Source organism: Pseudomonas sp. 58 R 3, from assembly GCF_900006605.1.
GTDB lineage: Bacteria > Pseudomonadota > Gammaproteobacteria > Pseudomonadales > Pseudomonadaceae > Aquipseudomonas > Aquipseudomonas salomonii.
Genome location: NZ_CVTT01000059.1, coordinates 248,179 through 270,687 on the forward strand (window position 1 = coordinate 248,179; position 22,509 = coordinate 270,687).

The window sequence follows — 22,509 nt, forward strand, 5'->3', positions numbered from 1 at the left end:
ACCCCTCCATTGAGGGGTATTTTTTTGCGCTGAGATTTATCGGCTGTTTGCAATAACGCCACTCATGTAGTCGTTCAAGTCGCGAAAATCCTTGACGCTCCAGGCATGCGGCGCAACCTTCACACCATTGTCTTGCAGGGTTTTGGGGATCAGGTTGCCATTGGGGCGAAGGATCACCGAAGACACAATCACGCCCGGATAATCCGCCAGCCGTTTTTTGAAAGCCGGTGTGGTGAGGTCCGGCGTGGGCGGGCTGCTTTTCCTGGCCAATGGCCCGCTGGCCTTGAGGTCTGGGCCGTGGCACATGGCGCATCGCTGTGAATACAGGTTTTTGCCGTTGGCAGTGTCCGCAAAGGACAGTGACGTTTGAATGAGTGATAAAGTGCCGAGCACAGTGATGAATAGCCTTTTCATGTTCCTGCGTCCTTGTTGTTTCTGTGGTTGTCGCCCGTTGCCTAAGGTTTTTGATTGATGCTGGTAATTTCCAACAACGTGCACCTGCCCGATGCCGAGATCGAGTTGACCGCCATTCGCGCCCAGGGCGCCGGTGGGCAGAACGTCAACAAGGTGTCGAGCGCGGTGCACCTGCGGTTTGATATCCCGGCTTCATCGCTGCCGGAGTTCTACAAGGAGCGTTTGCTGGCACTGCGTGACAGTCGTATCACCAGTGAAGGCGTGCTGGTGCTCAAGGCTCAGCAGTACCGCACTCAGGAACAGAACCGTGCCGATGCGCTGGAGCGCCTGGTGGAGTTGATCCTCAGCGCCACCAAGGTCGAAAAAAAGCGCCGCCCGACCAAACCCACCCTGGGTTCGAAAAAGCGTCGCCTGGAATCCAAGACCAAGCGCGGCAGCATCAAGGCCGGGCGCGGCAAGGTCGACTTCTAGGCGTCTCTGGCCTCGCGGGCCTTGGGTGCTTGCCGGTACAAATACACACTCAACAGTAAGCCGCCGACGGCAGCCAGGGCAGCAAACAGGAAGATCGACGCAAAGCCGAAGCCTGCCGCCACCGCCCCGGCCAGTGGGCCGGTGATACCCAACGACAAGTCGATAAACAGCGAATAAGCCCCCACCGCCGCGCCCCGGCTGGAGGCCGGCACCAGGTTGACGGCTTCTACGCCGAGAGCTGGAAACACCAGCGAAAAGCCAAACCCGCTCAACGCCGCACCGGCCAGCGCCCATTGCGCGTCGGGTGCCAGCCACAGCAGCAGCAGGCCGAGGGCTTCTACCGACAGGCAGGCAATTGCTACACGAAAGCCGCCAATCCGGTTGATCAAATTGCCGAATAGCAGGCGTGCGCCGATAAAACTTGCGCCGAACAGGCTCAAGGCCCACACCGCGTTGTCCCAACCCTGGGTGGTGTAATACAGCGTGATAAACGTCGCGATAGTGCCAAAGCCGATCGAACCCAATGCCAGGGCGCAGCCGTGTGGCAGCACGCGGCCCAGCACATTCATGAAGGGCAGGCGCACGCCGGCCACAATGGGCGCGGCTTCCTTGTTCCAGGCCAGCAGCACGCCGAGCACCGCCAGCAGGATGATGCTGACGCCCATGCTCCACAGCCCCAAGTGGCTGACCAGCAGCACACCCAGCGGCGCACCGATGGCCAGCGCACCATAGCTGGCGATGCCATTCCACGAGATAACCTTGGCCGTGTTGGCGGCGCCGACCCGGCCGATGCCCCAGCCGATGGCGCCGGAGCCCACCAGGCTTTCCGCGCTGCCCAGCACCAGCCGGCCAATCAGCAGGCTGATCAGGCTGACGCCCGGCAGGCTGGAAAACCACGCCGCCAGCAACATGAATACGCCGCTCAGGCCGCAACCGACCAGGCCGATCAGCACCGCGCGCTTGCTGCCCAGGTTATCGATGATTTTGCCGGCATACGGACGGCTCAGCAGGGTGGCCAGGTATTGCACGCTGATCACCAAGCCCGCGATGACCGCGCCATAGCCCAGTTGGCTGTGCACGTAACCTGGCAATACGGCCAGGGGAATGCCGATGTTGAGGTAGCCGATGAAGGTAAACAGCACGATGGAAACGACTTGCAGCGTGACCGCCATGGGGCGCTGGGTATCTGGCATGGGAGAGGTCCACTGTCGCAGCAGGTAAAGATAGGCTGCTAATGATACCGGCGCTGGGGCCGGGCGGGGCGGCAAAACTGCAAAAACTTCAGATCAAAAACACCTCAGGCTTGAGGCGTTGCCAGCATTTGCGTGGTCACCAGGGCGGCCAGGGCGTTTTCCTGGGTACCGAAACGCTTGAGCAACAGGGCTTGTTTGTCGGCGCTGAGGCGGTTCCAGACTTCGATCATCTGCAAGGCAGCGTCCAGTACTGCGGCGTCCGGGGTGTCGGGGAGGGTGTCGGTCATGGCGGGGTCTCGGTGATTCAGGCAGTGTGGAAAGCGCTTGAAGTGCGCTTTCCACACGGTCTGGTACGGCGTCAGTCCTGGCGCTTGCTGTCGACTGGTTTTGCTTCTTTGGCCTCAGGCTGTTTATCACTGGCCTGCTGCGGTGTTGGCTGCTCAGTTGGGTGCAGGCTTGGGAAGGGGAGATTAGGTATCTCGTGCATCGTCGTCGCTCCTCGCAAGATCTGTTTTATCAATCGCAGGTGATTCCGCGCTCTCAAAAAGCCTTGGCAGGATACAGCACTGAAAATGACAAAAAGAATTTTATGTGGGTGGATGCACGAATTTTAATTATCGTACGCAAGTGGCATGGGGTCGCAGGCTGGGTAAGGGCCGGCGCAACAGCGAAGCCAGCTCCCACAGAAAAGCACATCTTCAGTGGATACAAATCCGCTTTTCGCTTTAGATCCAACCACTCAGGTCGGCTACCAGGCCGCGGTAAAGAGACACCTCAAAAAGGCACCTTCCCCAAAATCATGTCGCGATACATCACAAAATCCCCCAGCAAACTGTAAAACGGATGTTGAAACGTCGCCGGCCGGTTCTTTTCGAAGAAGAAGTGCCCGATCCAGGCAAAGGTGTACCCGGCGACCGGCAGGGCCAGCAACAAACCCAATGAGCCACGGCCAATGGCATAAGCCAGAATCCCAATCACCAGGGTGGTGCCGATAAAGTGCAGTCGCCGGCAGGTGCTGTCGGCGTGCTCACTCAGGTAATAAGGGTAAAACTCAGCGAAGCTGTTGAATTTCTTGACGTTTTCCACAGTGATCGGCCCTGGGCTGGTGATGCCGCCCAACAGGTGTTCGGCGGGGAGCTTATTTGAGTCTAGAGTGATCAGTGGTAACAGCCAGTGACAATAGATGCCACTTTAGTATCCTTGGCTTCCTGGCTGCCGTTTAAGCCTGCCTTTTTCAAGAAGACGCCATGAGCGAACGAACAACTTCTGCAAGCTGGGCAATGGGTATCGTCAAAGCGTTGGAAATGGACGGCCTGGATTGCCGTGTCCTGTTCAAGCAGTTGGGCCTGGACTACGCCGCCCTCAGTGACCCTGACGCACGTTTTGCGCAAGACTCCATGACCCGGCTGTGGCAGCGCGCCGTCGAGTTGTCAGGCAACCCCGCGATCGGCTTGAACATGGGCAAGGTGGTGCGCCCGGCGTCGTTTCATGTGGCTGGTTACGCCTTGATGTCCAGCAACACCCTGGCCGAAGGTTTTATGCGCCTGGTGCGTTACCAGCGCATCATCGCCGAAAGCGCCGACTTGAGTTTTCGCCTGTTACCTGAAGGCTATGCGCTGATTCTGACGGTGCATGGCGATCACCTGCCGCCTACCCGGCAAAGCGCCGAAGCCTCGTTGGCCAGTGCCCTGGCCTTGTGCGGCTGGCTGACCGGCCGCACCCTGCAGCCGCGCAAGGTGGTGCTGCAAGGCGATCAACCGGCTGACCTTGCGCCCTATAAGCAGGCCTTCCACGCGCCGATGGAGTTCAATGCGCCTTACGATGCGCTGATTTTCGAGCAGGCCGACATGGATGCGCCGCTGCCCACCGCCAATGAAGCCATGGCGTTGCTGCATGATCGATTTGCCGGCGAATACCTGGCACGGTTTTCCGAGAGCCGCGTGACCCACAAGGCGCGCCAGGTGCTGTGCCGCCTGCTGCCCCAGGGCGAGCCCAAGCGTGAAGTGGTGGCGCAAACCCTGCACCTGTCCCAGCGCACGTTGCAGCGGCGTTTGCAGGAGGAGGGCACCAGTTTCCAGACGTTGCTCGACGATACGCGCCGCGAGCTTGCCGAGCAGTACCTGGCGCAGCCGAGCATGACCTTGCTGGAAATCGCCTACCTGTTGGGCTTTGCCGACCCGAGCAATTTCTTCCGCGCGTTCCGCCGCTGGTTCGACGTCACGCCCGGCGAATACCGGGCGCGGTTGCTGCAGGCATCGACGGTCAGTGGCGCCAAAACGCCGGAATGCACAGAACAAACACGGTAATAATCTCCAACCTGCCCAGCAACATGCCCAATGACAAGATCCACTTGGCCGCATCCGGCAGGCTGGCGAAGTTACCGGCCGGGCCGATGGTTTCGCCAAGGCCGGGGCCGACGCCGGACACGGTGCTGGCGGCACCGGTCAGTGCGGTCATCCAGTCCAGCCCCAGCAGCGACAGGGCCAGGGCGATGGCGCAGATGGTGATAGCGAAGAAAAACGAAAAGGTCAGGATCGAGCGCACGATCTCTTCGTCGAGACGGTGGCCGTTGTACTTCTGCTTGATCACCGCGCGTGGATGGATCAACTGATTCAAGTTGGCCTTGAGCAGGATATAGGCGACCTGGAAGCGGAAGATCTTGATCCCGCCCGCCGTCGAGCCCGAACAGCCGCCGATAAAACCCAGGTAGAAGAACAACATCAGCGAGAAGTTGCCCCACAGGCTGTAGTCCCCCAGCGCAAAGCCGGTCGTGGTCACCACCGAGGTCACGTTCAGGGCGACATGGCGCAGGGCATCCAGCCAGTGCAGGTTGGTCGTCCACCAGTACCAGGTGCCGAGTACCAGCCAAGTCACGATCAGCAAACCGAGCAAGCCTTGCACTTGCTGATCCTTGATCAGCGCCCGGCGGTTGCCGCGCAATGTGGCTACATACAGGGTGAACGGCAAGCTGCCGAGGATCATCACCACCACCGCCACCCAGTGCACCGCGGGTTGTTTCCAGTGGGCCAGGGATTCATCGGAGGTGGAAAACCCGCCGGTGGAAATTGCTGACATCGCGTGGTTGATCGCATCAAACAAGCCCATCCCGGCCCACCAGAACGCCAGGCTGCCCAGGATGGTGATGCCGACATACGCCGCCACGATCAGGCGCGCCACCATGTGCGAGCGCGGCATGACCTTTTCCGAGCGGTCCGAGGATTCGGTCTGGAACAGGCGCATGCCACCAATGCGCAGCAGCGGCAGGATCGCTACCGCCATGCCGATAAAGCCGATGCCGCCCAGCCAGTGCAACAGCGAGCGCCACATCAGGATGCCGGGGGACATGCTGTCCAGCCCGCTCAGTACCGTGGAGCCGGTGGCGGTGATGCCCGACATGCTTTCAAAGAACGAGTCGGTGTAGCTGATGTGCTGGGTCAGCAAAAACGGCAGCGCGGCGAAGATGCACACCACCAGCCAGCTGGTGACGGTCAGCAGGTACATGTCCCGGGGGCGCAGGTGCACGTGTTCAGGGCGGCCAGGAATGACCAGCGCCAGGCCGGCCAGGAAGGTGATCATGCTGGCCCACAGGAACGAGGGCAGGTCGCTGGTGCGTTCGAAGATCACCAGGGTGGCCATCGGGACGACCATGGCGATCGCGAGGGTGATCAGGAAGATGCCGATGATGAAACCGATGATGCGTAGGGTCGGCAACGCCATGAAGAAAGCTCGGGTTTGAGAGAGTGGCGCCATTCTACCTGCGGTGCAGGTCTTGTAAACCGGGGTGTCCGACGCGATGCAGTTCCACTGTGGGAGCTGGCTTGCCTGCGATGGCGATCTGTCATCCAGCCACTTTGTTGCTGACCCACCGCTATCGCAGGCAAGCCAGCTCCCACCTTGGAGCATGGGCGGTCGGCAGAACGCACAAAAAAGGCGACCCGAAGGTCGCCTTGTTCAGCGCAGGATCAATCAGAACTCGTGATCAGCGTTGTCCGGGTTCAAGTCGCTGATGCCCAGCTTGCCCGCGGCGGTTTCGATCGCGCCGGTCTGCTTGACCAGTGCGGCAATCGCGTCACGCACGATCTGGTTGCCTTTGTCGTTACCGGCAGCGATCAGTTGGTCGTAGTGCTCACCGGCGTTGGCCTGGTCAACCATGACCTGGATCTTCGCTTCGGTCGACGCCAGGTCGGCCTTGAGCGCCGAGTCGGCGGCTGGATCGGCCTTGGCCACCAGCGACGACAGGCTTGCGCCGGTCATCTTGGTGCCGTCGGTGCGGGTGTACTCGCCCAGGTAGACGTTGCGGATGCCCTTGGCGTCGTAGAAGTGCGAGTTGTGGGTGTTGTCGCTGAAGCAATCCTGTTCATCTTCCGGCGAGTTGGCTTCCAGGGAAACCTTCATGCGTTCACCGGCCAGCTCGCCCAGGGACAGGCTGCCCATGCCGAACAACATTTTACGCAGGCCGTCGGTGGCAGGTTCTGCCTCCAGGGTGGCGCGGTAGTTGTCGTCGACCTTGGGTTTCCAGTTGCCGACCATTTCTTCCAGGTCGCTGACCAGCAGTTGAGTCACGGCGCGCAGGTAAGTGCGACGGCGCTCGTTGTTGCCACCGGTGGCACCGTCGCCGGTCATGTAGTCGGACGCCGGGCGGTTGCCCGCGCCTGGGCCGGTGCCGTTGAGGTCCTGGCCCCAGAGCAGGAACTCGATGGCGTGGTAGCCGGTGGCGACGTTGGCTTCGGAGCCGCCCAGCTCATTGAGGCTGGCGAGTTTTTCCGGGGTGATTTCCTTGACGTCGACCTTGTCTTCGCCCACCTGGATCTCGGTGTTGGCGATGATGTTGGCATTGGCGCCCGGGTTACCCAGCGCGTGCTCGTAGGATTTGTCTACGTAGTCGATCAGGCCTTCGTCCAGGGGCCAGGCGTTCACCTGGCCTTCCCAGTCGTCAATGATGGTGTTGCCGAAACGGAACACTTCGCTCTGCAGGTACGGCACACGGGCGGCGACCCAGGCGGTACGGGCCGCTTTGAGGGTGTCGTCGTTCGGGTTGGCGAGGAAGGTGTCGATCGCGGTTTGCAGGGTCTTCGCGGTGGATTCGGCGTCGCTGTACACCGCGAACACCATGTCGGCGTAATGCGCGACAACGGCCTTGGCAGCGGCTTCGTCGACCTGGCCGGCAGGCGTGGCAGCCGCTGGAGCGGTAGTGCTGGCGGCCGGGGTCGGCGCTTGAGGCGCGGCGGCCTTGTCTTTACCTTCGCCGCAACCGGCGAGAGAAATGGCAATGGCCAGCAGACTGGCGGTGGCCAGGGGCATACGAATCATGGCGAACATCCTGCTTCGGTTGTTGATAGGGCGCGCGGGGAAGCGCAAAAACTGCGACATAATGCGAAAGATTTGCATTTTGTGTAAAGGTTTATGCGAGGGAAATATTTGGTATCGATTTATCGGTTCAGAGAATCGCCGCGTTGTTGCGCTCGGACTGTTTCAAAAACGCCGCCAGCTCACGGGCCTGCAGCGGTTTGCTGTAATGGTAGCCCTGGCCTTCATGGCAACCTTCGGAAATGATATAGGCCTCCTGCTCGGCGGTTTCCACGCCTTCGGCAATCACCTGCATGCCGAGGCTTTTGCCCAGTTGGATGATGGCGCGCACGATGGTGGCGTCGTCATCATCATCCAGCAGGTCCTGGACGAAGCTCTTGTCGATCTTGATCTTGTCCAGCGGCAGGCTTTTCAGGTAACTGAGGGATGAATAGCCGGTGCCGAAGTCATCAATCGCGATCAAGGCCCCGGAGCGGCGCAGGCTCAGCAGGTGCTGGGCGGCGGTGCTGATGTCTTCCATCAGGCCGGTCTCGGTCACTTCCAGTTCCAGGCTGCGTGGCGGCAGGCGGTAGATCTGCATCAGGTTGTTGACCACCCGTGGCAACTCGGTGTGGTGCAACTGCACGGTGGACAGGTTGACCGCCATGCGCAGCTCGGTGAAGCCCAGGTCATGCCATTCACGCAACTGCCGGCAAGCCTGGTCCAGCACCCATTCGCCAATCGGAATAATGGTGCCGTTCTGCTCCGCCAGCGGGATGAACAAGTCCGGCGGCACCAGGCCGTGTTCCGGGTGCTGCCAGCGAAGCAATGCCTCTACGCCCACCACGCGGTGGTCGAGGTAGCTGATCTGCGGTTGGTAGACCAAGTGGAACTGCTCGCGACTCAGGGCATCGCGCAGGTCTTTTTCCAGTTCCCGACGCCGGCGCATCTCGCTGTCGACACTGGCGATATAGAACTGATAGCGGTTGCGCGAGCGGGTCTTGGCCAGGGTCATGGTCTGTTCGGCTTTTTGCAGCAGCTTTTCGGTGCTGTCGCCGTCTTCCGGGAACAGGGTGATGCCGATGGTGGCGCGCAGGCGAATCTGGTCCTGGTCGAGGGCGAATTCGGCTTCCAGGTCATCAAGGATACTTTGCGCCAGCTCGGCGGCTTCGTAAGGCTGGTCGATATCGGCCTGCACCAGCGCAAACTGGTCGCCGCCCAAGCGGGCGAGGGCGCCGAGGCGGCCGCTGTGGGCGCGCAGGCGGTCGGCCAGGGCCAGCAACAATTTGTCGCCGGCCTGGTAGGTGAACTGTTCGTTGACGCTTTTGAAGTCGTCCAGCCCCACGCACAACACCGCCACCCGGCGCTGCCGGCGGCCGGCGTCGGTGAGGATCTTGTCCAATTGCTCCTGCAGCTTCTGACGGTTCGGCAGGCCGGTAAGAAAGTCGTACTGGGCCATGCGCAACAGGCTCGACTCCGCCTCGTGCCGCAAGTGCGTATTGCGTTCGATGGACTCGAGCAACTGGTTGGCGGTGTTGATCCACAGCCCCAGTTCGTTGCGCTCATGGCCCTTGAGCTGGGGGATCTTGTGTTCGCTGGGGCGGTCGGGGTTGATCGAGGTCAAGTGCTCGATAATCCGCGACAACGGCTTGGTCAGCAGCCAGTGATACACCAGGTACAGCACCAGGCCCATGGCCAGGGCGCGCAGCACGCCGGAAATAAAGATGATCACCGAGCTGACAATAAACCCTTTGCCGTAGGTGGCAGTGTCGAGGGTGATGCTCAGGTCGCCGTAATATTCGCTGTAGGGGCCTTTGCCGACCAGTGCGGTGGTGAAGGTGCGTTCCTGGCCAAGTATCGCGTCGGTCAACCAGCGGGTGGGGGACTGCTGCAAGGCGCGGCTTTTTTCCGCCAGCATGGTTTCGTTGGGGTGGCCGATGGAAGCCATGCGCACGGCGTCGTCCTGAAACAGGCCTTCGATGACCTGCATGCCCATCTCGCGGTCCAGGCTGTAGACGGCCTGGGTCGAGGGGTCGCGAAACATGTCGAGGATCCGCTGCGCGTCACCGGCCACGGCCTGGCGCGTCTTGTAGGCATCAAACACGATCTGCGCAACGCTCAGCGCCACGCCCACGATCAATGCCGAGAGCAGCACAACCCGGAGCAACTTCACCGACAAGCTGTTTTTGAGTTCCAGCTTCAAAGGGTTATTCCTTGTTCCATGCGGGTAGCCTCAATATGCCATGAGTATTGGCAATCTGGTGAGGGCAGTCAAAGGAACATTAGGGTATCGGCTGGCGGGAGAACGAACTTGGGGCGGGACGATGGATCCGGGGCGAGTGGCAAGGCGGATTTGCATCCGCCTGCCTGATACAGCGCTGCGGGTGCACAGGCGGCGCCTGTGGCCGACGCTATCAATCTTTAAGCCGCTTTGGAACTGATGTTGGCGCTGATATTGATGTGGTTTGTCGAACTGCTACTGCTGTTGCTGCTACTACTGGACTCCGAGAAGTCCACACGATTTTTGTTGTGCATATGCTGGTGGGCGATTTTGTTTTGTTCGCAGCCGTCTTCTTTTTTATTATCGCCACCTTCTTTATTTCCCGATTGCGATTTGGCCATTTGAGTACCCATTTTAGCGAGTTCAGTACCCATTTTTAATGCTTCGCCAACAAGGCTCATGGCTGGACCAGCGAGACCGGCGAGTGCTCCAATGCTCAAATGTAAAATCCCCGACAAGTAAGAGAGGCGAATTCCTCACTGACTACGTGGCAAGATTTGCGCACCGAGTTCCAAGGACCTGAGCACAATTTACAACCCACAAAAAAGCCCGGCACATAGCCAGGCTTTCTCTTGCAGCAAGCAGTACTTATGCAGTAAAGGCCTTGCCTTCAAACTGCTCAGCCACGAACTTCCAGTTGACCAGGTTCCAGAACGCTTCCACATACTTTGGACGCACGTTGCGGTAGTCGATGTAGTAGGCGTGTTCCCAGACATCGCAGGTCAGCAGCGGGGTGTCGCCGCTGGTCAGTGGGTTGCCGGCGCCGATGGTGCTGGCCAGGGCCAGGGAACCGTCAGCTTTTTTCACCAGCCAGCCCCAACCGGAACCGAAGGTGCCGACGGACGTCTTGGTGAACTCTTCCTTGAACTTGTCGAACGAACCGAAGGCTGCATTGATGGCTTCAGCCAGCGCGCCGGTCGGTTGGCCACCGGCGTTTGGCGCCAGGCAGTTCCAGTAGAACGTGTGGTTCCAGACCTGAGCGGCGTTGTTGAAGATGCCGCCCGAAGAAGACTTGACGATTTCTTCCAGGGTCTTGCCTTCGAACTCGGTGCCAGGCACCAGGTTGTTCAGGTTCACGACATAGGTGTTGTGGTGCTTGTCGTGGTGGTATTCCAAGGTTTCCTTGGAAATGTGCGGCTGCAGGGCATCGTGTGCGTAGGGCAGCGGCGGCAATTCGAAAGCCATGATGATTCTCCTAATCAGGTCAGTTGCGGTGAGCGCAAGGCCGATCACGGGCGGCCAAACAAGCGCCGGGGAGTTTGTACTCTTTGCGGCGCAGGGTCCGGATCATAGCACCGGGGGTGCGGCAAAACCACGCAACAACTGTGTGGGATAGAGGTTCCAGAGCGTTTTGGAATATTCATCCGGCACTGATCAATTGGTAGGCCACGCTGAACATCATCACCGCCACCAGAAGGTCGAGCAGGCGCCAGGTCGCCGGGCGCGCCAGCCAGGGCGCCAACCATGCCGCGCCGAGTGCCAGGGTGGCGAACCACAGGAACGAAGCGCTGGCAGCACCGGCGACATACGCGCCGGGCTCGGTCTGTTGCGCGCCCAGTGAGCCGATCAGCAGCACGGTATCCAGGTACACATGGGGGTTGAGCAGCGTTACCGCCAAGGCACTGAGCAACACGGCGCGCAATGAGCGCACCTTGAGGTTGGCGCCTTGTTCCAGGCTTTGCCGGGAACACGCCCGACGCAACGCCAAAGTGCCGTACCACAATAGGAACGCCGCGCCGCCCCAGCGGGCAATCGCCAGCAGCAGCGGGTTTTGCGCCAGCACGGTAGCCAGGCCAAATACCCCGAGCGCCACCAGAATTGCATCACACACGATGCACAGCGCCGCCACCGGCAAGTGATGTTCACGGCGCAGGCTTTGCGCCAATACGAACGCGTTCTGGGTGCCGATCGCCATGATCAGGCCGAGCGCTACCAGCAGCCCGTTTACGTAGCTTTGCCACATGGTCATTACTCCGCGTTTGCTGCCAGTTGGCGTAATACTTCCATGGCCCGCTCGGCATCGGCGCGGCCGACGAACAGGTGGTCGTGATAAAACCCGGCAATCACGTTGCAACTGATGCCTGCGCTGCCCAGCGCACTGGCGAACGCCGCCGTCAGGCCTACGGCTTCAAGGGCCGAATGCACATTCAGGGTGATCCAGGCGGCCACATAGTCGAAGGCCAGCCCGGCGTGTTCCGCTTGCTTGCGCTCCAGAATCAGCGTCAAACCTTCCTGCTCGCGAAAGCTGCCGAGGATCTCGCAACCTGCCGGGATACGTGAGTCGGGCAGGGTGCAGAACACGTAGTCGCCTTCGTTCAGATGAGGGCTCATGCTGCGCAGCAGGGTTGTCAGCGCGGTTTCGCCAGCCATGTGTGGGTTCCTTTAATAAAGAGAAGCAATGCTGGTCATTCTCCCGGCTCAGGCTGTATAAGAAAAACCAATATTGCTGATCGCTCATTAGAGAAACTGATGTTCGACTATAAATTGCTTTCCGCCCTGGCGGCGGTGGTGGAGCAGGCCGGCTTCGAGCGTGGCGCCCAGGTGCTGGGGCTTTCGCAGTCGGCGATTTCCCAGCGCATCAAGTTACTGGAGGCGCGTATTGGCCAACCGGTGCTGGTGCGGGCCACGCCACCGACACCCACCGACATCGGGCGGCGTTTGCTTAACCATGTGCAACAGGTGCGTTTGCTTGAGCGTGACCTGCAAAGCCAGGTGCCGGCGCTGGACGAGGAGGGCATGCCCGAGCGCCTGCGCATCGCCTTGAACGCCGACAGCCTCGCCACCTGGTGGGCCGAGGCCGTCAGCGACTTTTGCGCCGAGCAGCATTTGTTGCTGGACCTGGTGGTAGAAGACCAGACCGTGGGCCTCAAACGCATGCGCGCCGGTGAAGTGGCGGCCTGTATCTGCGCCAGCGAACGCCCGGTGGCCGGGGCGCGCAGCCTGTTGCTCGGTGCCATGCGCTACCGTGCGTTGGCCAGCCCTGCATTTATAACGCGGCATTTTCCTGAAGGCGTGCGTGCCGATCAGTTGGCACGCACGCCGGCGTTGGTGTTCGGCCCGGATGATTTCCTGCAGCACCGCTACCTGGCATCGCTGGGCGTGGACGGCGGTTTCGAGCACCATTTGTGCCCGTCCTCCGAAGGTTTTATTCGCCTGACCGAAGCCGGGCTGGGCTGGGGCCTGGTGCCGGAATTACAGGTGCGCGACCAGTTGCAAACCGGCGTGTTGGTCGAGTTGTTGCCAGATAAGCCCATCGACGTGCCCTTGTACTGGCATCATTGGCGCAGTGGCGGGCAATTGTTGGGGTTGCTGACCGATCACTTGGCCCAGGCGTGTGGCCAATGGTTGGTGCCGTTGGACTGATGGCGTGCGTCAAGGCAACAGCGATGAAAAACGAAAGAACATGGGGTAACAAATGAAAATTCTGGTCACCGGCGCAAGCGGCTTCATCGGCGGGCGTTTTGCGCGTTTCGCCCTGGAGCAGGGCCTGGACGTGCGGGTCAACGGGCGGCGCGCCGAAGGTGTGGAGCACCTGGTAAGGCGCGGCGCCGAGTTTATCCAGGGTGATCTCAATGATGCCGACCTGGTGCGCGAGTTGTGCCGCGATGTCGAAGCCGTGGTGCATTGCGCCGGGGCCGTCGGGTTGTGGGGCAAGTACCAGGACTTCCATCAGGGCAATGTGCTGGTCACCGAAAACGTCGTCGAGGCCTGCCTTAAAGAGCGTGTCGGGCGCCTGGTGCACTTGTCGTCGCCGTCGATCTACTTTGATGGCCGCGATCACCTGGGGCTGACCGAGGAACAAGTGCCCAAGCGCTTCAAGCATCCGTATGCCGCCACCAAGTACCTGGCGGAACAGAAGGTGTTCGGCGCCCAGGAGTTCGGCCTTGAAGTACTCGCGCTGCGCCCGCGTTTTGTCACCGGGGCCGGCGACATGAGCATCTTCCCGCGCTTGCTTAAAATGCAGCGCAAAAATCGCCTGGCCATTGTCGGCGATGGTTTGAACAAGGTCGATTTCACCAGCGTGCACAACCTCAATGAGGCGCTGCTCAGCAGCTTGCTCGCCACCGGCTCGGCCTTGGGCAAGGCCTACAACATCAGCAATGGCGCGCCGGTGCCCGTGTGGGATGTGGTCAATTACGTGATGCGCCAGATGGACATGCCCCAGGTCACTCGGCACCGGTCTTACGGTTTGTCCTACAGCGTGGCGGCGTTGAACGAGGCATTCTGTGCGATGTGGCCGGGGCGTCCGGAGCCGTCGTTGTCGCGTTTGGGCACGCAGGTGATGAACAAAGATTTCACCCTGGACATCAGCCGCGCCAGGCATTATCTCGACTACGAGCCCAAGGTCAGCCTGTGGACGGCGCTCGATGAGTTCTGCAGTTGGTGGAAAGCTCAGGATCCGGGGCTGAAATAAGCTCACAACCAGCAACACATCGGGAACCGAATTCAGGCTTCCGGGTCGACCAATGCGGCGCGAACGGGGTTTATACTCCGCTCGCTCGGCTATTGCGGTCGCCATCTCACCGATTCAGGGTTGATTCATGCGTAACGATGCCAAAGACGATTTCGACAACGTTCCCAGCCTGCGGGCCGACATCGGGGACGATGATGATTTCGAGCCCACTCCCGCCACCTCCGTGCGCTCGCGCACAACCAAGGTGGTCAAGGTCAAGAGCGCCAGCACCGGCCCACTGTGGGCCCTGGTCGGCGCGCTGCTGATCGCCTTCGCCGGGCTTGCCTGGTGGAGTTTCCAGCAGATTTCCCTGATGGGCCAGCAGTTGGTCGCCACCCAGGAAAGCTTTGCGCGCATCAGCGAAGAAGCGGCGGGGCGCCTGCAGGACATTTCCGGCAAGGTAGTGGCCAGCGAAGCCAATGTGAACAACGGCAGCGAAGCCCTCAAGGCGCAGATCAAGCAGTTGGAAACCCAATTGCTGGAGCAAGGCAAGCAGCAAGTCGGCGTGGCCGGGCAGGCGACTGAACTCGACCAACGCCTTGCACAGATGAGCGCCAGCACCACCGAGCTGTCGATCGCGAACGCCAAACTCCAGGGCCAGGTGCAGGCGCTGACCGAGGCCGTGGCCACGCTCAAGGCGGCGCAGGGTGACATCAAGGACCTGTCCGCTGACGTGGCTGCCCTGAAGAAACAAGGCAACCCGAGCGCAGCCATCGCTCGCCTGGAACAAGACCTGCTAGTGCTTAAAAGCGCGCAGGAAAACCAGCCCGCCAACAGTGATGCGCCAACCAATAAAGAGTTTGACGTGTTCCGCATCCAGACCACGCGCAATATCACCACCTTGCAGAGCCAGGTGCAGAACCTGAACCAAAAGCTCAACGCGCCCGCGCGGGTCACCCCGCTGGGCCAATGATCGTTCCCACGCTCTGCGTGGGAATGCCGCCATGGACGCTCCGCGTCCCGCTGTGGCGCAGAGCGCCACAGGCTGCATTACCACGCAGAGCGTGGGAACGATCAATGTCACAGCCTTGTGACATTTCCCCTCCCCTTCGTTACTTGCCCCCATCGCGCCCTTGTTTAGACTTCGGTCATCCCACAAAAACTAAAAAGGGCTACCCATGACCATGCAACCACTGCCTGCCAGCAGTTGGCTGAACGCACCTGCCCATCACGCCTGGCTCGCCAGTGAAGGCCAACGCCTGCTGGCGTTCGCCAAAGCTTCACGTCTGCCGGACGGCTTCGGCAACCTTGACGACCAAGGCCAACTGCCGGCCGACGCCCACGCCGAAACCATGAACACTGCGCGCATGACCCACAGCTTTGCCATGGCCCACGCCATGGGTTTGCCGGGTTATGCCGACCTGATTGCCCATGGTGTTGCCGCCCTCAGTGGCCCCTTGCGCGACAGTGAGCACGGCGGCTGGTTCGCCGCGCCCAACGCCCTGGATGGCAACCGTGGCAAAGCCGCTTACCTGCATGCTTTTGTTGCCCTGGCTGCCAGCTCTGCCGTAGTGGCCGGCGCGCCCGGAGCGCAAAACCTGCTTAACGACGCCGTGCATATCATCGACCAGTTCTTCTGGAGCGAGGAGGAGGGCGTGATGCTCGAGTCCTTCGCCCAGGACTGGAGCGGCGTCGAAGCGTATCGCGGCGCCAACAGCAATATGCACGCCACCGAAGCCTTCCTGGCACTGGCCGATGTCACCGGTGAAACACGCTGGCTGGACCGCGCGCTGCGCATTGTCGAGCGCGTTATCCACACTCACGCTGCCGGCAACCAGTTCATGGTGATCGAGCATTTCGACACCCACTGGCAACCCTTGCTCGGCTACAACGAAGACAACCCCGCCGATGGTTTCCGCCCGTATGGCATCACCCCCGGCCACGGTTTCGAATGGGCACGGTTGGTACTGCACCTGGAAGCCGCACGCCTGCAAGCCGGGCTGGCCACACCGGACTGGCTGGTGACCGACGCCCGTGGCCTGTTCGCCAGCGCCTGCGAGTACGCCTGGGCCGTGGACGGCGCGCCCGGCATTGTCTACACCCTGGACTGGAAGCATCAGCCAGTGGTGCGCGAGCGCTTGCACTGGACCCACGCCGAAGCCAGCGCGGCGGCCCAGACCTTGCTCAAACGCACCGGCGAGCTGCATTACGAAACCTGGTACCGGCGCTTCTGGGAGTTTTGTGAAAGCCACTTTATCGACCGTATCAACGGCAGCTGGCACCACGAACTCAGCCCGCACAACCAGCCCAGCAGCAAGATCTGGGGTGGCAAGCCGGACCTGTACCATGCCTGGCAAGCGGTCGTACTGCCTGTACTGCCCTTGGCACCGAGTATGACCAGTGCGTTGGGCCAAGGGCGTTATGTCACCAAGTGGTGACATTTGTACGTCCCTTTGTTACCTGCGCGCTAAAAATCCATGTTTAAACTCCGTGCAGCGCAAGCTCTAGACTTGCATGCATAACAACAAGAAAAGGTATTCAGATGAACGCGATTAATCGCCTCGCCGTTGCTATTTCCATTGCCTCGTTGTTTCCCCTCAGTGCATTTGCCGCCGACTCGAAAGGGACGGTTGAAGTTGTGCATTGGTGGACCTCCGGCGGTGAAAAAGCAGCAGTGGACGTACTGAAGGCTCAAGTTGAGAAAGATGGCTTCGTCTGGAAAGACGGTGCCGTCGCCGGTGGCGGTGGCGCCACTGCAATGACTGTGCTGAAAAGCCGCGCAGTCGCGGGTAACCCGCCCGGCGTTGCCCAGATCAAAGGCCCGGACATCCAGGAATGGGCGTCTACTGGCTTGCTCGACACCGACGTGCTCAAAGACGTCGCCAAAGAAGAAAAGTGGGACTCGCTGCTCGACAAAAAAGTCTCCGATACCGTGAAGTACGAAGGTAACTACGTTGCCGTACCGGTCAACATTCACCGCGTTAACTGGCTGTGGATCAACCCGGAAGTCTTCAAGAAAGCCGGTATCACCAAAAACCCGACCACCCTCGAAGAATTCTACGCAGCCGGCGACAAGCTAAAAGCCGCAGGCTTCATCCCGCTCGCCCACGGTGGCCAGCCTTGGCAGGACAGCACCGTATTCGAAGCGGTCGTACTGTCGGTGATGGGGGCTGATGGCTACAAGAAAGCCCTGGTTGACCTGGATAACGACGCGCTGACCGGCCCGCAAATGGTCAAGGCCCTGACTGAGCTGAAAAAGGTCGCGACCTATATGGACGTCGACGGCAAAGGCCAGGACTGGAATCTGGAAGCCGGCAAAGTCATCAACGGCAAGGCCGGCATGCAGATCATGGGTGACTGGGCCAAGTCCGAGTGGACTGCCGCCAAGAAAGTCGCCGGCAAAGACTACGAGTGCGTAGCTTTCCCGGGCACCGACAAAGCCTTTACCTACAACATCGACTCCCTGGCGGTGTTCAAGGTTAAAGACAAAGGCACCCAGGAAGGTCAGAAGGACATCGCCAAAGTCGTGTTGGGTGAAAACTTCCAGAAAGTCTTCAGCATCAACAAAGGCTCGATCCCGGTTCGTACCGACATGCTCAATGAAATGGACAAGCTCGGTTTCGACTCCTGCGCTCAGACCGCTGCCAAAGACTTCCTGGCGGACGCCAAATCCGGTGGCCTGCAGCCAAGTATGGCCCACAACATGGCCACTACCCTGGCGGTACAAGGCGCGTTCTTTGATGTCGTGACCAACTACATCAACGACCCGAAAGCCGACCCGGCCGACACCGCCAAGAAACTCGGCGCTGCGATCAAGTCTGCCAAGTAACGGTTAGCACGGCTGGTCCTTGTGAGGGGAAACCCCCTGACCCCTCACAAGGCTTGCTTCTGTAGTCTTTTTTCCCTGTACTGGATTTTCCCATGAGTTCTGTTGCTGTGTTCAGCAAGGCCTCGCCGTTCGATGCGCTGCAGCGCTGGCTACCTAAACTGGTGCTGGCACCGAGCATGTTCATCGTACTGGTGGGCTTCTACGGCTACATCCTGTGGACATTCGTGCTGTCGTTCACCACGTCCACGTTCCTGCCCAGCTACAAATGGGCCGGTCTTGCGCAATACGCGCGGTTGTTCGACAACGACCGTTGGTGGGTGGCGAGCAAGAACCTGGCGCTGTTCGGCGGGATGTTTATCGGCATCACTTTGGTGATCGGCGTGACGCTGGCGATTTTCCTCGACCAGAAGATCCGCCGCGAAGGTTTTATCCGCACCATTTACCTGTACCCGATGGCGCTCTCAATGATCGTGACCGGTACGGCGTGGAAATGGCTGCTCAACCCGGGCATGGGCCTGGACAAACTTCTGCGTGACTGGGGCTGGGAAGGCTTCCGTCTCGACTGGCTGATCGACCCCGACCGCGTGGTGTACTGCCTGGTGATTGCCGCTGTGTGGCAAGCCTCGGGCTTCATCATGGCGATGTTCCTGGCCGGCCTGCGTGGCGTTGATCAGTCGATCGTGCGCGCCGCCCAGATCGACGGTGCCAGCCTGCCGCGTATCTACTGGAGCGTGGTGCTGCCTAGCCTGCGCCCGGTGTTCTTCAGTGCGGTGATGATCCTCGCGCACATCGCGATCAAGAGCTTCGACCTGGTAGCGGCCATGACTGCCGGCGGCCCGGGCTACTCGTCCGATTTGCCGGCAATGTTCATGTACTCGTTCACCTTCAGCCGTGGCCAGATGGGCATGGGCTCGGCCAGTGCAATCCTGATGCTCGGCGCGATCCTCGCGATCATCGTGCCTTACCTGTATTCCGAGCTGAGGACCAAGCGCAATGACTAGTCTCGCCTCCAAACCTGCCATCAGCCTGAGTCGCATCGCGATCTACGCGGTGCTGATCCTCGCCGTGCTGCTGTACCTGGTGCCGCTGGTGGTGATGCTGCTGACCAGCTTCAAAACCCCGGAAGACATCAGCACCGGCAACCTGCTGAGCTGGCCGACCGTCGTCACCGGCATCGGCTGGGTCAAGGCCTGGGCCACGGTTGACGGTTACTTCTGGAACTCGATCAAGATCACCGTTCCGGCGGTACTGATCTCCACCGCCATCGGCGCGTTGAACGGCTATGTGCTGTCGTTCTGGCGCTTCAAAGGCTCGCAGCTGTTCTTCGGCCTGCTGTTGTTCGGCTGCTTCCTGCCGTTCCAGACCGTGCTGCTGCCGGCATCGTTCACCCTCGGCAAGATGGGCCTGGCCAGTACCACCACGGGCCTGGTGTTTGTGCACGTGGTCTACGGGTTGGCGTTTACTACACTGTTTTTCCGTAATTACTACGTGAGCATTCCTGACGCGCTGATCAAGGCGGCACGGCTGGACGGTGCAGGTTTCTTCACCATCTTCCGTCAGATCATTCTGCCGATGTCGACGCCGATCATCATGGTCTGCCTGATCTGGCAGTTCACCCAGATCTGGAACGACTTCCTGTTTGGTGTGGTGTTCTCCAGCGGCGACTCGCAGCCCATTACGGTGGCGCTGAACAACCTGGTCAACACCAGCACCGGGGCCAAGGAATATAACGTGGATATGGCGGCGGCGATGATCGCCGGGCTGCCGACCCTGCTGGTCTATGTGATCGCAGGCAAGTATTTCGTGCGCGGCCTCACGGCCGGCGCGGTCAAGGGGTAATCATGGCTACGCTTGAACTTCGCAATGTAAACAAGACCTATGGCGCCGGCCTGCCCGACACCTTGAAGAACATCGAACTGTCGATCAAAGAGGGCGAGTTCCTGATTCTGGTCGGCCCTTCGGGTTGCGGTAAATCGACCTTGATGAACTGCATCGCCGGCCTTGAGACCATCACCGGCGGCGCCATCATGATCGGCGACCAGGACGTGAGCGGCATGAGCCCCAAGGACCGTGACATCGCCATGGTGTTCCAGTCCTACGCGCTGTACCCGACCATGAGCGTGCGCGAGAACATCGAGTTCGGCCTCAAGATCCGCAAGATGCCCCAGGCCGATATCGACGCTGAAGTAGCGCGGGTGGCCAAGCTGCTGCAGATCGAGCACCTGCTTAATCGCAAGCCGGGCCAGCTTTCCGGTGGCCAGCAACAGCGTGTGGCCATGGGCCGCGCCCTGGCACGGCGGCCGAAGATCTACCTGTTCGACGAACCGCTGTCCAACCTCGACGCCAAACTGCGCGTCGAGATGCGCACCGAAATGAAACTGATGCACCAGCGTCTGAAAACCACCACGGTGTACGTCACCCACGACCAGATCGAAGCGATGACCCTGGGCGACAAAGTGGCGGTCATGAAGGATGGCATCATTCAGCAGTTCGGCACGCCCAAAGACATCTACACCAACCCGGCCAACCAGTTCGTGGCGAGCTTTATCGGCTCGCCGCCGATGAACTTCGTCCCACTGCGCCTGCAGCGCAAGGACGGTCGTCTGGTGGCGCTGCTCGACAGTGGCCAGGCGCGTTGCGAGTTGGCACTTAACGTCAGCGATGCCGGCCTGGAAGACCGCGATGTGATCCTGGGCCTGCGCCCGGAGCAGATCATGTTGGCGACCAGCGACAGCGACAGTGCTTCGAGCATTCGTGCCGAAGTCCAGGTTACCGAGCCAACCGGCCCGGACACCCTGGTGTTCGTGCAGCTTAACGACACCAAAGTCTGCTGCCGCCTGGCGCCCGATGTGGCACCGCAGGTGGGCGAGACGCTGACCCTGCAATTCGACCCGTCCAAGGTCTTGCTGTTCGACGCCAAAACCGGCGAACGCCTGGGCACTGCTGCCTCATTGCCTGCACACGGGCATGCCGACAATGTGGCCCAATTCAAAGGCCGCTGAAGCAGATAAGTTATTGTTTTAGATAAAAATGTAACCCGCGTTAGATAAAAACAGTTTAATAACAATAAAGACGAGGATGTAGGGATGAAAAAGCAACACAACAACACTCGGCTGATCTGCCAACTGTCAGCAGCAGCAGCCCTGGTATTGTCCGCCAATGCGATGGCGGCCGATGCATTCAGCGCCGATTCCAAGTGGATGACCGGCGATTGGGGTGGCGAGCGTACCAAGCTGATCGAGCAAGGTATCGACATCAAGGCTGACTACGTAGGGGAAGTCGGTGGCAACCTGCACGGTGGCTACAACAACGACAAAACTGCTCGTTACGCTGACCAGTTTGGTCTGGGCGTAGCGCTGGATCTGCAAAAGCTGTGGGGCTGGGATAACACCCAGGCCAAGATCCAGTTGACCAATCGTAACGGTGCGAACATCTCCAATGACCGTATTGGTGACCCGCGTGCCGGCACCTTGAGTTCGTCTCAAGAAGTCGATGGCCGTGGCCACATGGTGCGTCTGACCCAGTTCTGGATCCAGCACCAGATGTTCGACAACAAGTTGGACGTGAAACTCGGTTACTTCGGCGAAGGCGAAGACTTCAACACCTTCCCGTGCGACTTCCAGAACCTGTCGTTCTGCGGCTCGCAAGTCGGTAACTACGTCAACACCTGGTACAACTGGCCGGTCAGCCAGGCGGCGATCCGCGTGAAGTACAACATCACGCCTGAGCTGTATGCGCAAATCGGTGCATACAACCAGAACCCGTCGCAGCTGGAACACGGCAACGGCTTCAAACTCAGCGGCAGCGGCACCAAGGGCACCGTATTGCCGGTGGAATTGGTTTGGTCGCCGAAGGTCAATGGCCTGCCAGGCGAATACCGTGTGGGTTACTACAAGAGCACCGCCGACGCTACCGACGTACGTGAAGACGTCAACGGTAACGATGCTGGCACCACCGGCGCAGCCTTCCGGGTTCGCAGCAGCAAAAGCGGTTACTGGGGCGTTCTGCAACAGCAACTCACCACTCACAATGGCGATGCTTCGCGCGGCTTGAACATCGCGGCCAACGTGACCTTCCACGACAAAGACACCAACCTGGTCGACAACTACCAGTCGCTGATGCTTGTGTATAAAGGGCCATTTGACGCACGTGCCAAAGATGACGTGGGTATCGGTGTTTCGCGTATCCATGCCAACAGCGACGTGAAGAAAACCGCTGAACTGCTCAATGCTTCAGGCGGTTTTACCGATTACGACCAGGCGGGTTTCGCCCCGCTGCGTAACACCGAGTACAACGTCGAACTCAACTACGGTTTCCACGTCACCAACTGGCTGACCGTACGCCCGAACCTGCAATACGTCAAAAACCCGGGCGGTGTAAAAGAAGTCGACAACGCGCTGGTAGCGGGCCTGAAAATTCAGTCTACGTTCTAACGCTGTTGCGATAAGCTCCTTCTCTCTGTGCGCATTTTGCGGGTAGCCATGGCTACCCGCTTTTTTTGGGCAGCACTGCACAACCTTTGTGGGAGCTGGCTTGCCTGCGATCGCAGCGCCTCGGTCGTTCAGACAAACCGAGTCGCCCGCATCGCAGGCAAGCCAGCTCCCACAAGGGGAACCAAGGTTTGAGCGACATTGAATTCCAG

22 protein-coding genes are annotated in these 22,509 nt (G+C 60.1%); 11 read left to right on the plus strand and 11 right to left on the minus strand.

Translation table 11 applies throughout. The features are described 5' to 3' along the window. Positions 1-36: 36 nt before the first annotated feature. Entirely contained in the window at positions 37-414 is a 378-nt protein-coding gene (locus BFP92_RS17715) for a cytochrome c (RefSeq protein ID WP_058422262.1), read from the minus strand. Between the two features lie 57 nt (positions 415-471). Between BFP92_RS17715 and arfB the strand changes: the two genes are divergently transcribed. Further along, positions 472-885 carry an alternative ribosome rescue aminoacyl-tRNA hydrolase ArfB gene (arfB, locus tag BFP92_RS17720; RefSeq protein ID WP_016975416.1) on the plus strand — a complete coding sequence of 138 codons (414 nt, stop codon included), beginning with the start codon at positions 472-474 and terminating at the stop codon, positions 883-885. Here the strand turns inward: arfB and BFP92_RS17725 are convergent. The 3 genes from BFP92_RS17725 to BFP92_RS17735 all read right to left on the minus strand — a co-directional run bounded on the left by BFP92_RS17725 (position 882) and on the right by BFP92_RS17735 (position 3,164). Beyond that, a complete protein-coding gene (locus BFP92_RS17725) occupies positions 882-2,078 on the minus strand; it encodes an MFS transporter (protein ID WP_065930468.1) in 1,197 nt (398 codons plus the stop codon). The two genes, arfB and BFP92_RS17725, sit on opposite strands and share 4 nt — an antisense overlap. A 104-nt stretch (positions 2,079-2,182) precedes the next feature. Next, complete coding sequence (locus BFP92_RS17730; RefSeq protein ID WP_065930469.1) at positions 2,183-2,365, minus strand: hypothetical protein; 183 nt, start codon at positions 2,363-2,365, stop codon at positions 2,183-2,185. Between the two features lie 487 nt (positions 2,366-2,852). Then, positions 2,853-3,164, minus strand: a complete 312-nt coding sequence (locus tag BFP92_RS17735) for an Mpo1-like protein (RefSeq protein ID WP_058421416.1) — start codon at positions 3,162-3,164, stop codon at positions 2,853-2,855. Positions 3,165-3,325: 161 nt separating this feature from the next. On the opposite strand from BFP92_RS17735, the gene BFP92_RS17740 reads away from it, so the two are divergent. Next, a complete protein-coding gene (locus BFP92_RS17740) occupies positions 3,326-4,384 on the plus strand; it encodes an AraC family transcriptional regulator (RefSeq protein WP_065930470.1) in 1,059 nt (352 codons plus the stop codon). Here the strand turns inward: BFP92_RS17740 and BFP92_RS17745 are convergent. From BFP92_RS17745 to BFP92_RS17775, 7 genes are all read right to left on the minus strand, one after another. Next, positions 4,341-5,795 carry a TrkH family potassium uptake protein gene (locus BFP92_RS17745; RefSeq protein ID WP_065930471.1) on the minus strand — a complete coding sequence of 485 codons (1,455 nt, stop codon included), beginning with the start codon at positions 5,793-5,795 and terminating at the stop codon, positions 4,341-4,343. The genes BFP92_RS17740 and BFP92_RS17745 overlap by 44 nt on opposite strands. A gap of 249 nt (positions 5,796-6,044) precedes the next feature. Next, on the minus strand, positions 6,045-7,388 hold the full coding sequence (locus tag BFP92_RS17750; protein WP_058421418.1) for an imelysin family protein: 1,344 nt from the start codon (positions 7,386-7,388) through the stop codon (positions 6,045-6,047). Between the two features lie 127 nt (positions 7,389-7,515). Beyond that, the gene (locus BFP92_RS17755; protein ID WP_065930472.1) at positions 7,516-9,567 is read right to left on the minus strand and encodes a putative bifunctional diguanylate cyclase/phosphodiesterase; all 2,052 of its coding nucleotides are present in this window, start codon (positions 9,565-9,567) and stop codon (positions 7,516-7,518) included. Between the two features lie 218 nt (positions 9,568-9,785). Beyond that, a complete protein-coding gene (locus BFP92_RS17760) occupies positions 9,786-10,046 on the minus strand; it encodes a hypothetical protein (RefSeq protein WP_139114082.1) in 261 nt (86 codons plus the stop codon). Between the two features lie 187 nt (positions 10,047-10,233). Further along, a complete protein-coding gene (locus BFP92_RS17765) occupies positions 10,234-10,830 on the minus strand; it encodes a superoxide dismutase (RefSeq protein ID WP_043049045.1) in 597 nt (198 codons plus the stop codon). A 175-nt stretch (positions 10,831-11,005) separates the two neighbouring features. Continuing rightward, the gene (locus BFP92_RS17770; RefSeq protein ID WP_056858652.1) at positions 11,006-11,608 is read right to left on the minus strand and encodes a LysE/ArgO family amino acid transporter; all 603 of its coding nucleotides are present in this window, start codon (positions 11,606-11,608) and stop codon (positions 11,006-11,008) included. A gap of 5 nt (positions 11,609-11,613) precedes the next feature. Beyond that, entirely contained in the window at positions 11,614-12,015 is a 402-nt protein-coding gene (locus BFP92_RS17775) for an ACT domain-containing protein (RefSeq protein ID WP_065930474.1), read from the minus strand. A gap of 99 nt (positions 12,016-12,114) precedes the next feature. On the opposite strand from BFP92_RS17775, the gene BFP92_RS17780 reads away from it, so the two are divergent. The 9 genes from BFP92_RS17780 (at position 12,115) to BFP92_RS17820 (ending at position 22,300) form a co-directional block, all read left to right on the plus strand. Further along, positions 12,115-13,008 (plus strand): LysR family transcriptional regulator ArgP, encoded by an 894-nt coding sequence (locus tag BFP92_RS17780; protein ID WP_065930475.1) that lies wholly within the window; start codon positions 12,115-12,117, stop codon positions 13,006-13,008. A gap of 52 nt (positions 13,009-13,060) precedes the next feature. Further along, positions 13,061-14,059 (plus strand): NAD-dependent epimerase/dehydratase family protein, encoded by a 999-nt coding sequence (locus BFP92_RS17785; RefSeq protein ID WP_065930476.1) that lies wholly within the window; start codon positions 13,061-13,063, stop codon positions 14,057-14,059. Positions 14,060-14,186: 127 nt separating this feature from the next. After that, positions 14,187-15,011, plus strand: a complete 825-nt coding sequence (locus BFP92_RS17790) for an ATPase (RefSeq protein ID WP_065930477.1) — start codon at positions 14,187-14,189, stop codon at positions 15,009-15,011. A gap of 205 nt (positions 15,012-15,216) precedes the next feature. Further along, the gene (locus tag BFP92_RS17795) at positions 15,217-16,476 is read left to right on the plus strand and encodes a D-mannose isomerase (protein WP_065930478.1); all 1,260 of its coding nucleotides are present in this window, start codon (positions 15,217-15,219) and stop codon (positions 16,474-16,476) included. Positions 16,477-16,580: 104 nt separating this feature from the next. Then, a complete protein-coding gene (locus BFP92_RS17800; RefSeq protein ID WP_056858626.1) occupies positions 16,581-17,867 on the plus strand; it encodes an ABC transporter substrate-binding protein in 1,287 nt (428 codons plus the stop codon). Between the two features lie 92 nt (positions 17,868-17,959). Continuing rightward, the gene (locus BFP92_RS17805) at positions 17,960-18,868 is read left to right on the plus strand and encodes a carbohydrate ABC transporter permease (protein WP_017139183.1); all 909 of its coding nucleotides are present in this window, start codon (positions 17,960-17,962) and stop codon (positions 18,866-18,868) included. Beyond that, the gene (locus BFP92_RS17810; protein ID WP_058421424.1) at positions 18,861-19,706 is read left to right on the plus strand and encodes a carbohydrate ABC transporter permease; all 846 of its coding nucleotides are present in this window, start codon (positions 18,861-18,863) and stop codon (positions 19,704-19,706) included. Before BFP92_RS17805 ends, BFP92_RS17810 begins: the two co-directional genes overlap by 8 nt. Before the next feature lie 2 nt (positions 19,707-19,708). Then, a complete protein-coding gene (ugpC, locus tag BFP92_RS17815) occupies positions 19,709-20,869 on the plus strand; it encodes an ABC transporter ATP-binding protein (RefSeq protein ID WP_065930479.1) in 1,161 nt (386 codons plus the stop codon). Positions 20,870-20,953: 84 nt separating this feature from the next. Further along, positions 20,954-22,300: a carbohydrate porin gene (locus BFP92_RS17820; RefSeq protein WP_065930480.1), complete on the plus strand. Its 1,347-nt coding sequence runs from the start codon at positions 20,954-20,956 to the stop codon at positions 22,298-22,300. Positions 22,301-22,509: the final 209 nt, after the last annotated feature.